Source organism: Chimaeribacter coloradensis (assembly GCF_002858715.1).
GTDB classification, from domain to species: domain Bacteria; phylum Pseudomonadota; class Gammaproteobacteria; order Enterobacterales; family Enterobacteriaceae; genus Chimaeribacter; species Chimaeribacter coloradensis.
Genome location: NZ_PJZH01000077.1, coordinates 1 through 436, shown reverse-complemented (window position 1 = coordinate 436; position 436 = coordinate 1). Strand labels below are relative to the sequence as shown.

Genomic DNA, 436 nt, shown 5'->3' with positions numbered 1-436 from the left:
GTCCGGGTGAAGCCTCGGCAGCAGCGGGATCAGCGCACCGGAAACCTGCCACGCCTTCAGCGTCACCAGCAACAGCTCGCTCTGCGCCAGATGCTCCGGGTCATTGGTGGGTAAGGTATGGTTGTAAGCGGTGCCGTGTTCATCAATGACATTGACCGAGCAGAAAGGCTGGGGTACCCGCAGCCAGCCCTGGACATCATGCCCCTGCCGGTGAAGCGCAGAAAGCCAGACCTGCCCAAGCGCGCCGCAACCCAGCACTGTAATTTTCATGTTTCCTCCCTTGGCCGTGAGCGGCAAACCGTGCCCCTCTTTCCGGCAGGGCCGCCTGTCCCGGATGCGCATATCCGCAGAGTATAGACTTTCCTGCCCCCGGCGCGGGCAGTATGCCGCCTGCCGCGCCGCCATGCCAGAGGGCAGGCACGATTTTGCATCCGGC

General features: G+C 63.5%; 1 protein-coding gene. It reads right to left on the bottom strand.

From position 1 onward, the window contains the following. Positions 1–270 (bottom strand): 2-dehydropantoate 2-reductase N-terminal domain-containing protein (locus CYR32_RS21205; protein ID WP_277621955.1); only part of this gene is annotated, 270 nt, incomplete at its 3' end. Positions 271–436: the final 166 nt, after the last annotated feature.